Source organism: Campylobacter sp. RM19072 (assembly GCF_024723485.1).
Lineage (GTDB): Bacteria > Campylobacterota > Campylobacteria > Campylobacterales > Campylobacteraceae > Campylobacter > Campylobacter porcelli.
This window is the reverse complement of sequence record NZ_JANQCU010000026.1, coordinates 1-9,994: the sequence shown is the minus strand read 5'-3', so window position 1 is coordinate 9,994 and position 9,994 is coordinate 1. Positions and strand designations below refer to the sequence as shown.

At 35.1% G+C, this 9,994-nt stretch carries 12 protein-coding genes; 3 read left to right on the top strand and 9 right to left on the bottom strand.

The window, feature by feature from the left end; all coding sequences use genetic code 11:
* The 9 genes from fliY to aroQ form a co-directional block, all read right to left on the bottom strand.
* A partial coding sequence (fliY, locus tag CSUIS19072_RS08080) for a flagellar motor switch protein FliY (protein WP_337212240.1) occupies nt 1–824 on the bottom strand: 824 nt, incomplete at its 3' end.
* Entirely contained in the window at nt 817–1,926 is a 1,110-nt protein-coding gene (gene fliM / locus CSUIS19072_RS08075) for a flagellar motor switch protein FliM (RefSeq protein ID WP_086237424.1), read from the bottom strand. The genes fliM and fliY, both read right to left, overlap by 8 nt.
* Complete coding sequence (locus tag CSUIS19072_RS08070) at nt 1,926–2,630, bottom strand: RNA polymerase sigma factor FliA (RefSeq protein WP_086293119.1); 705 nt, start codon at nt 2,628–2,630, stop codon at nt 1,926–1,928. The genes fliM and CSUIS19072_RS08070 overlap by 1 nt, the downstream gene beginning before the upstream one ends.
* Nucleotides 2,602–2,946 carry a hypothetical protein gene (locus tag CSUIS19072_RS08065; protein ID WP_086237422.1) on the bottom strand — a complete coding sequence of 115 codons (345 nt, stop codon included), beginning with the start codon at nt 2,944–2,946 and terminating at the stop codon, nt 2,602–2,604. The genes CSUIS19072_RS08070 and CSUIS19072_RS08065 overlap by 29 nt, the downstream gene beginning before the upstream one ends.
* Before the next feature lie 9 nt (nt 2,947–2,955).
* Entirely contained in the window at nt 2,956–3,822 is an 867-nt protein-coding gene (locus tag CSUIS19072_RS08060) for a P-loop NTPase (protein ID WP_086237421.1), read from the bottom strand.
* Nucleotides 3,819–5,141: a flagellar biosynthesis protein FlhF gene (gene flhF / locus CSUIS19072_RS08055; protein ID WP_086237420.1), complete on the bottom strand. Its 1,323-nt coding sequence runs from the start codon at nt 5,139–5,141 to the stop codon at nt 3,819–3,821. The genes CSUIS19072_RS08060 and flhF overlap by 4 nt, the downstream gene beginning before the upstream one ends.
* Nucleotides 5,141–5,626 carry a 2-amino-4-hydroxy-6-hydroxymethyldihydropteridine diphosphokinase gene (gene folK / locus CSUIS19072_RS08050; protein ID WP_086237419.1) on the bottom strand — a complete coding sequence of 162 codons (486 nt, stop codon included), beginning with the start codon at nt 5,624–5,626 and terminating at the stop codon, nt 5,141–5,143. Before folK ends, flhF begins: the two co-directional genes overlap by 1 nt.
* On the bottom strand, nt 5,626–6,639 hold the full coding sequence (locus tag CSUIS19072_RS08045) for a M24 family metallopeptidase (RefSeq protein ID WP_086237418.1): 1,014 nt from the start codon (nt 6,637–6,639) through the stop codon (nt 5,626–5,628). Before CSUIS19072_RS08045 ends, folK begins: the two co-directional genes overlap by 1 nt.
* Entirely contained in the window at nt 6,632–7,099 is a 468-nt protein-coding gene (aroQ, locus tag CSUIS19072_RS08040) for a type II 3-dehydroquinate dehydratase (RefSeq protein ID WP_086237417.1), read from the bottom strand. The genes CSUIS19072_RS08045 and aroQ overlap by 8 nt, the downstream gene beginning before the upstream one ends.
* A gap of 88 nt (nt 7,100–7,187) precedes the next feature.
* On the opposite strand from aroQ, the gene mqnF reads away from it, so the two are divergent.
* Genes mqnF through CSUIS19072_RS08025 form a run of 3 tightly spaced genes read left to right on the top strand, consistent with a single transcriptional unit; the run spans nt 7,188 to nt 9,900 of the window.
* Entirely contained in the window at nt 7,188–8,408 is a 1,221-nt protein-coding gene (gene mqnF, locus CSUIS19072_RS08035) for an aminofutalosine deaminase family hydrolase (protein WP_086242487.1), read from the top strand.
* Nucleotides 8,396–9,265 carry a signal peptide peptidase SppA gene (sppA, locus tag CSUIS19072_RS08030; RefSeq protein WP_086237415.1) on the top strand — a complete coding sequence of 290 codons (870 nt, stop codon included), beginning with the start codon at nt 8,396–8,398 and terminating at the stop codon, nt 9,263–9,265. The genes mqnF and sppA overlap by 13 nt, the downstream gene beginning before the upstream one ends.
* Nucleotides 9,253–9,900, top strand: coding sequence for an MOSC domain-containing protein (locus CSUIS19072_RS08025; protein ID WP_086293121.1), 648 nt, complete (start codon nt 9,253–9,255; stop codon nt 9,898–9,900). The genes sppA and CSUIS19072_RS08025 overlap by 13 nt, the downstream gene beginning before the upstream one ends.
* Nucleotides 9,901–9,994 lie beyond the last annotated feature (94 nt).

Genomic DNA, 9,994 nt, shown 5'->3' with positions numbered 1-9,994 from the left:
TCTAGACGCTCTTTTTTGGTGCCGATTTCAGTGATTTGCACACCGAAATTTCCATCTACGATAACCACTTCACCAAGTGCGACTGGTTTATCTCCTATTAAGACTTCTAACGGATCATTGGCTAGTTGATTTAGTTCAATAACCGAGCCAATATCCATAGATAATACATCTTTTAATAGCATTTTTTTAGAGCCAATACGCACACGGATTGGCAGCCTGACATCCATAATAAGCCCGATATTTCTAATTTCATCGCTAATATCGTGCTTTTCAGATGATTTGCTCTCTTTATTAGTATTACTCTCTGTGGTTTTATTGAAAAATTTATAAAATGGATAATCAATACAAACGCCAAGCAACTCATTTAAATTCGCAATGCCAATTTGATATAAAAATAACTTCTCAAATGAGGTAAAATCCAAAATTTGATTTTCATCAATATACTTTACTGTATTAATAGCGAAATTCACCTTTGGCATATCTTTAGCCGCACCCAAAGATGTGCTAACCGCACTTAGCAAATTTGAGAATATCTCCTTGCTCGCATCTAGCTCATCATCGCTGATTGTGGTATTGCCAGTTGGCTCTTCTTCTCCTAGCATTAAATCATTAATAGCTGTAATCAAAAGCACAGAAGAGACAATATTCATCTTGCCATTTATATCTCCGCTTAATGTCACACTAGCCATTATAACGGGGGTTTTTATGCCATTTTGAGTTGGAGCATCATATTCAGCCGCATCTGATATTTGCGGTGTAGCACCAGTTAATCCCTCTATAGTCGCACTTAGCTCGTTTTTAAAAAGTTCAAAAAATCTAGTCATCGTATTCTTCCTCATCATCACTTTCTTCTTCGTTATCGTCTTTAGGCTCTTCATATGCCATTAGTTTAGCTTTTCTATCCTCTTCATACTGCTCTAAAATCGCTTTTATCTCATCGCGATCAGTTTTAATAAGCTCTTCTAGCTTAATTGATTTGCTAAAGCGATGAATGCCAATTTGAGCTAAGAATACCTCTTTTTTATCTATACAAACTATAGCCCTATCATCAGCATTGCGATCAAGTCTTAATATATCGCCAACTTCTAAATTTAAAAACTCATTTACACTAATTATAGTCTTACCTAAAATTGCTTCATAAAGCACCTCAGCACGACCAATTAAGGTTTTGAGCTCCTTATTACGGCTCTTTTTAGCACTGGTTTCACCTAACATAATATCACGATTAGCAAGGCGACTTAAAATCGGCTCAAGATATATGACTGGATAGCATAAATTTATCATACCACTCGAATTTCCAATAATAATCTCCATAACAACCATAATAACAATCTCGTTTTGGCTAACGATTTGGACGACATTTGGGCTAGACTCCTTAGCCTCTACATTTGGATACATATCTGTAATCATAGACCAAGACTCTTTAAGGCGTTGCATAATAATACGCAAAATCGCATCTAAAAGATTAACTTCAATATCAGTTAGCTCTCTATTATTGCTATCAAATCCATCTCCATTACCACCAAGTAGTCTATCTATCATAGGAAATGCGATACTAGGGTTTATCTCTAGGACGCAGTTCCCATCAAGTGGCTTAATAGAAAATACATTAAAGCTAGTTGGGCTTGGCAAACTCATCAAAAACTCACCATAGGTCATCTGATCAACTGAGTGAAGTCTAATCTCAACGATACTACGCATAATACTTGAAATTTGAGAAGCAAGATTTCTGGCTAATTTATCGTGAATTCCCTTAACGGCTCTTAGCTGCTCTTTGCTAACCCTATTTGGACGCTTAAAGTCATATATGACAACTTGCTTTGGCTCTTCTATATGCTCTGGGAGATCAGCGACCTGCCCAGCTCCATCATCATCTACAACTTGTAAAAGTGCATCTATCTCTTCTTGACTTAAAATATCTGCCATTAAAAGCCTAGCCTTTCTCTGATTTTAGTTATAAGTCTTTTGTGAATTTGACTAATTCTAGACTCTGTGATATTTAAAATTTCACTTATCTCTTTTAAATTTAACTCTTCATAATAATAAAGCTGGATTATCAGCTGATCACGCTGATTGAATTGGGATAAAATATGCTTAATATGCTCTATTAATTCATCTTTTTCTATCTGCTCTTCGGTGCTATACTCACTTAATAACTCATATTGATCTTCTAAGCGTAAAACTGATGTTATCTCACTTAAATTCTTCGCCTCTTTAATTCTATTTATATCTTCATTTAGCTCTTTTGCTAAATACTCATCACTTGGCTCACACTGATGTTTATTGTAATACTCATCTATCAAACGATCTACATCTTTGACTAATTTGCGACTATTTCTACTTATAGTATCAAGACTACGCAAATAATCAAGCATTGAGCCATATACTCTTTGTTTAACATAACCCCAAAAATTGTCATTTTGGCTCTTATCATAGGTATGGCTAAGTCTTACCATAGCTTCAGTTCCTACGCTGATTAAATCGCCCACTTCTACTGAGCTTGGTAAGCGAGATCTAAGCCTATGAGCCATAGCTTTCAAAGCTGGCATATAAGCGATCACTAAATCATCTTGCTCTTTTTTTATCTGAGATTTATAGCTATCAAGCTGCTTTTGCTTTGCGTAATTCATGCTTTTTACCTGATTTTTTGAGCTTTTGGTCTAAATGCTGGATAATACCATCAAGCTTACGCTCCCTAATAGCAAGCTCGGTAACAAGATAGTCATTTATCTCTTCATAATGCTCTTTGTTAAATATCCTTAGACCAATTTTTTTAGCATCTATATAGTTCATCACAACAATATGAATAACAATATAGAAAAAAAATGTAATAAGCAAAGTATATATAACAATCTCCACAGGCTCTTCAATCTTTATTATAACAAACATAAGACCCACAAAAAACCCACATACTGTAAAAAATGCTATATAATTATCTGCTCTCACAATATTCCTTTAAAACTGCTCTATTAAACGCTTGAAAAAGCCAGCAAAACTTCTATCTTCGCTGGTGTCAAGCACTTTTTGTTCCAATTTCTCAAGAAGGTTGTTCGCAGCCTTTTTAAGCTGTAGCGTAGCAAGAGAGTGTGGTGCATCACTAGTAAATAGCGTTCTTTGCTTAATACTTCTTGAAACTACCTTATCGCTTGGAAGCCAGCCTAATAGACTTAAATTTAGCTGATGAGTGATATTTTTATCAGCTACGGTTTTGATGGTTTGAAATATCTTTTGTGCTTCATCTTCGCCTTTTGCTTGGTTAATAAGCATAAAAACATCGCTTTTCATCTTTGAAATAACCTTAATCGTAGCATAAGCATCAGTAATAGCAGCAGGATCAGGCACGGTAACAACGATAATCTCATCACACGCTTCTAAAAAAACTTGAGTGCTAGAGCCAATCCCAGCCCCAGTATCAATGATGACAAAATCAACATCTTTTAAAATTGATGCTTGATTTAAAAACTTCTCATATAAAAATTGGTCATTAAATTTAAAAATCTCATCTCCGCTCTCACCTGGAATTAGAGTTAAATTTGGCTTAACTTTAATCAAAATCTCCTCAAGCGGACACTCTCCTTTTAATACATCTAGCATATTTTTATTGATTTTAACATTTAATAAAACATCTAAATTCGCAAGTCCAATATCAGCATCAAATAGCACAATTTTATAGCCATTAGATGATAAAAGATTGGCTAAATTCGCACTAACTGTGGATTTACCCACGCCTCCTTTACCGCTAGTGATGGCTATGAAATGGGTTGATTTTTTGATCTTTTGAGCTATCATTAGCTCTCTTAATTTATCTGCTTGATCCATCATTCATCTCCTTTAAATCCATCTAAAACACAGCTAACTAAAAACTCGCTTTTAGCCTCCATAATATCATCTGGGACATTTTGTCCGGTTGAGAAGAAGCTAACTGGAACGCCAGTTTCATAAATAAGAGAAAAAATATTACCAAATATCTTTGTCTCATCAAATTTGGTAATTATCAAAGTATCAATATCCAAAGCTGAAAAGTTATTATAAATCTCTAGCAAATCTTCAATCTTTGACCCGGCTGATACCACCAAGCTCACATCTACCTTGCTACCACACTCTTTTAAAAATGTATGAAGACGAATGAGCTTCTCCCTATCATACTGACTGCTTCCCATCGTATCAACCAAGATTAAATCGCAATTTGATAAGCTCTTAATAGCAGATCTAAAATCATCAGGCTCAATTGCATCAAGTATCGGTATATTCATAATCTTAGCATATTGAAATAGCTGCTCAACCGCACCAAGCCTATATGTATCAAGGGTTATAATCCCAGTTTTATATCTGATTTGATCCCCGTGAGCAAATTTATAAGCTAATTTTGAAAGCGTTGTAGTCTTGCCTACACCAGTAGGCCCTACAAGCATCATAATTCTTTGCTTTTTACTATCAAAGCTCTCACTTCTACAAGGTAGCATATTACGCAAAAGTGAGTAGAAATATCGCTTAACTGTAGCTGGATTGCTCTTCATAGATGAGGGCATATTTTCGATTGTAGCTTGCATTATTCCTTTTAAATGTTCGCTTTTCATACCGCTTTGCTTGGCTAATTTATATATGGTAGAAAATTCAGGCGGAATGATAATATCATCACGATTTTCAGACCTATCATCCCAAATCATATCAGCTATCATGGATATTTTTTGATTGAGTTTATTTACCTCTTTTGCCACCTCATCTATCTTTTTATCATACTCCACGCTCTTAAATTCGCTTATTTCGCTACTAATGCCAGCTACTTTGCTAATCTCCTTTGCAGCTTGTGAGATATTAAGTAGTATATCATTGCTATCTTTATTATCACTATCTGAGTTAAATGTGCTTGGTTTGGTATTTGGCGTTGAACCTAGTGTATAGGCTGAAATTTGCTTTTGAATTTGATTTATTTGAGTTTGCTTATTTTGCGATGCTGGATTTTGCGGGGCACTATTTTCTTCTACGCTTACTAAAATTTCATATAGCGGTTTTTTATTTAAGGTTTTAGGCTGAATTTGCTTAGTAGTTACTAGCATTGCACTCTCACCGCACTCCTCTTTGGCTTTTTTTAGTGCTTCTATCGCACTCTCTCCTGTAAAAGTCTTTAAAACTGTAGCCATCACACTCCTTTCATAAGACCTAATGGGATAAATACACTTGGTCTGATATTAGCCCCTGGATGAGGCAGGGTTAAAACATTATCATTATAACTTTTAGCACTAAAATATAGTATATCCAAATCCAAAGTTCTAGGCGAATTCCTAAACTCTCTAACTCGCTTAAATCTCTTCTCAAAATGCTGCATAATTTTTAAAATTTCCTTAGCATACAAAGAGGTTTTAAGGATTATCACAGCATTTATATAATCCCTACTAGCATAACCAAACGCCTTATTTACAAGCATTGGCGAACTTTGCATAATAGCAAATCTCCTATCTTTTAAAATTAAATTTAAAAACCTATCAAAGAGCCTTGCAGTATTGCCGATATTTCCCCCAAGACCGATAATAGCGGTATATTTATGCTTAGCTTTTAGTCTAAATTCTTTTGGGAAATACCTACTTCTAAGTAGCATTCTAGCCCCGTTAATATAAATTCTCTCCATCAAAGCACTTCGCACCCGCTATTAGTTACCACCACAACATCTTCTATTCTTATGCCAAATTCATTCTCTAAGTAAATTCCAGGCTCAATGCTAAATACCATTCCAGGCTCTATAATAGTCGTGCTTCTTGGGCTAATTATCGGAAATTCATGTATATCAAGCCCTACTCCATGACCGGTGGAGTGAAAGAATTTATCACCATATCCATTTTTAGCTATAAAATCCCTAGCTGCTGCGTCTATATCACAAGCCCTAACTCCTGGCTTGACTGCTTTTATGGCTAGATTTTGCGCCTCTTTTACTATTTGATAGATCTCATTTTGCTTTGAATTTGAAAATTTCTGCTCTTTAGTGAATTTAAATCCATCTTGAAATTCCGCCGTTCTAGTGCGATCTGAGCAGTATCTTTGGTATTTTACCCCAGCATCTACTAGTAGCAAATCTGCGCTCTTTATACGCTCATCAAGTGGCAAAGCATGAGCCTTAGCAGCGTTTGCATTTATAGCTGTGATTGGATCAAAACTTAGGGCTAAATTTCCACCATCTCTTAGGATATTTTCAGCCTTGAAATTTATCATTTTCTCGCTCATACCATCGCTTATAACACTTGATAACTCATCAAATTTACTCGCCCCAAGCCTTGCTGCTTCTTTTAAAATTTCGATCTCAAAACTACTTTTTATCTGCCTTTTAAGCTTTGAAAATTCATTTTTTGCTACAAAATTTATATGTAAATCTCGGCTTAAGCTTTTAAAATCAAAATAGCTAAAATCGCTTGGATTAAAGATTATATCACGCACCCCAAGACTTCTTAATAGCAATCTTGCGCTTTTATTTATATCCTTTGACTCAATTACTTGGCTATTTTTGATAACGCTCTTAGCCTCAATAGCATATCTAGCATCAGTAATAAAAAAGCTCTCATCTTTAAACTTGATAAAAATCTCATTATCACAGCTATAACCGCACTCAAAATATACGGCATTTTCATCTTTTAAGATATAATTAAGCATCTTTAGAAGCTGTCTCCATACGCTTTATCTGATCAAAAATTTGAAGCATTCCAATGATCGCTAAATGATAGCCAATGGGTCCAAATCCAGCGATATGACCAGAACAAACTGGAGCAACTAAGCTCTTATGGCGAAACTCCTCTCTTTGATAAATATTACTAATATGCACCTCAATAGTAGGCAACCCCACAGACGCAATCGCATCTCTAATCGCAATTGAAGTGTGAGTATAAGCAGCTGGATTGATGATAATGCCATCAAATTCACCCAAGCACTCTTGAATTTTATCAACTATCTCGCCTTCAAAATTGCTTTGAAAAAACTCAATCCCAACCCCAGCTTGATCAGCTACTGCTTTCATCTGCTCATGTATATCGCTCATAGTCATCACGCCATATATTCTGCGTTCTCTCTTGCCAAGCATATTGATATTTGGGCCTTGGATTACCATTATTTTCATATTTTTCTCCGATAAAAAATTATTTAGCAAATATTTTACAAAATATTGGCTAAATTTTGGCTATAATATCTGCTTTTTAAGGAAATTTATGAAAATATTAAAAGCTAAATTTATCATTTTATGTAATGACAATTTTGATATTTTACAAAATCACGCCATCGCTTTTAATCATAAAATTGAAAAAATAGCCAAATTTGATGAGCTTATAACCGAATTTAAAGAGGCTCAAATTTTAGATTTTAGCGATAGTATCGCTATGCCAGCTCTTATAAATTCCCATATTCATCTTGAGTATAGTAGCAATAAAACTACATTTAGTTATGGGGATTTTTTACTATGGCTAAAAAGCGTAATCGCAAATGGTGCTAAATTTAAAAATAGCGATAAAAATAGTGCGATAAATCAAGCCATCTATGAGCAGTTAAGAGCTGGAGTAAGCACTATTGGAGAGATTTCTAGCTTTGGGCTTAGCGCTAATTTGTGCGCTAATTCCCCTATTAGAACGATATATTTTAGCGAAATTTTAGGCTCAAATTCAGCCATTTTAGAAGAGCAATGGAGCGGATTTTTAAAGCGTTTTAATACTGCAAATGAATTAAAAAGCGATCTATTTATCCCAGCTATTAGTGTGCATTCTCCATACTCTACCCATATAGAATTAGCTAAAAGTGCTATAAATCTAGCCAAAAAATCAGATATGATACTCTCTACGCATTTTATGGAGAGCCTAGATGAAAAGCGGTGGCTAGAATATGGTAGCGGCGGATTTGGTGAGTTTTTTAAAGAATTTAATAAAAACTCCAAGCCATTTTACTCCCCAAGCTCATTTATAGAGCTTTTTAGTGGGGTTCGCACTCTATTTATCCACTCTATTTTTGCTAAAAATTATCTAAATTTAATGGATAAATCGCTTCACTCTATCGCTACTTGTCCGGTATCTAATAGATTATTAAGTGCTAGATTTGACCTAGCAAATGCCCTTAAAAACGGCATAAATATATCTATAGCCACAGATGGATTAAGCTCAAATATAAGTCTAAATATTTGGGACGAGCTAAGGGCTGCTATGATGGCTCATAGCTATATGGATTTAAATGAATTTGCTAAATTTGCCATAAAATCCATCACATCTAATCCAGCCAAAGCACTAAACCTAAATTTAGGTGAGTTAAAAGCTGGAAATATCGCTGATATAGCTATCTTTGATGGATTTAATATCAGTGATATTAATCAGCTTTGCACTCAAATGATACTTCATACTAAAAATGCTAAATCACTATATATTAAAGGAGAAAAATGCGAATTTTAAATTTACTTTTGTCGCCTATTAAAGGGCTTTTAAATTTTATCAATACCTACTTTAAGAGTATGATTTTTGTGCTTATTGTAGTTTTGATTATCTTAAGTGGCTCTAGCACAAATAGAGCAAATTTAATGGAAATATCGCTAAATGGGGCTATCACAGATGAAAAAGATCTCTTATCTCAAATAGAATTAGCCAAAGATCCAGCCATAAAAGGGGTGCTAATCAATATCAATAGCCCTGGTGGGGATATGAGCTCAAGCGTGGCAATTAGCGATGCTATAAAATCACTTAATGAATTAAAGCCGGTGCTAGCTTATGCTAGTGGGACAATGACTAGTGGTGGCTACTACGCAGCCATTGGTGCAGATGAAATTTATGCTAATCGTGGAAGTTTCATAGGCTCAATTGGCGTTATTTTACAAGCCCCTAATATAGAGAAGTTAGCGGATAAAATAGGCATTAGCTCTCAAGTGGTTAAGGCTGGAGAGTATAAAGAGTCTGGCACTTATACTAGAAAGTGGAGCCAAAGCGAAAGAGATGAATTGCAAAGATTGGTAGATAGGAGCTATGAGCTATTTACTACAGATGTGGCAAATGCTAGAAATTTAGATATAAATCAAGCCAGCATATGGGCAAATGCTAGAATATTTTTAGCCAGTGAAGCTCTAGATTTAGGTCTAATAGATAAGATTTCAACCTACGATGAAGCAAAATCTAGGCTAAAAGAGCTTAGCCAAGTGGAGATAGAGATGTGGTATGAAGCCCCAGTAATAGAGCGTTTTATGAGTGGGATTGCTAAGCAAAGCTCAAATTTAATCATAAACTCACTAAATCAAAAGAATATATTATGGCAGTGGTAAAGTCCCTAAATATAGGCGTTATAAAGGATTATGGCGGATTTTGTAGCGCTATGGATAAGGGGCATATCGATAGCGGATTTTGCGATTTTAATGGGATAAATGGGGATAGTATAAGCGATACAATCCACCATGGCGGCGAATATAAGGCAGTTTTTGCTAATGCTGTTAGCAACTACTTAGAATTTAGCAAATTTGCTAATAAGGATTTAAAGCTAGGTCAAATGGGGGAGAATTTAAGCATTTTAGACCTTGATGAAAAAAGCGTATATATAGGCGATATTCATCATATAGGCTCTGCGATTTTGCAAGTGAGCGAGCCTAGAAAGCCTTGTGTGAAACTAAGCAAAATTATAGCCGCTGGTATGACTAAATTTATCTTTGAAAGTGGGCTTAGTGGGTGGTATTATAAGGTTTTAAAGCCTGGGATAATTAATAGCGGTGATACCATCAAAATTACTAATTGTAATCCTAATAAGCTAAGTATAATGGAGCTAAATATGCTATTTTTGGCTCCAAAAGAAAATTTAAATCTAATCCTCAAACTTCAAAATACACAGATACGAGATGCGTGGAAAGATAGCATAACTGCTCGCTTAAAAGGGGTGTATGATGATGCTTATATGTATAGGTTGTGATTTAAAATAGTTATTTTAACTTCGCACGGCAACTTTATAAAATAAAAATGCCAAACTGGGAAGGGGTTGGGATCTTAAGGGATAGGGGAAACTG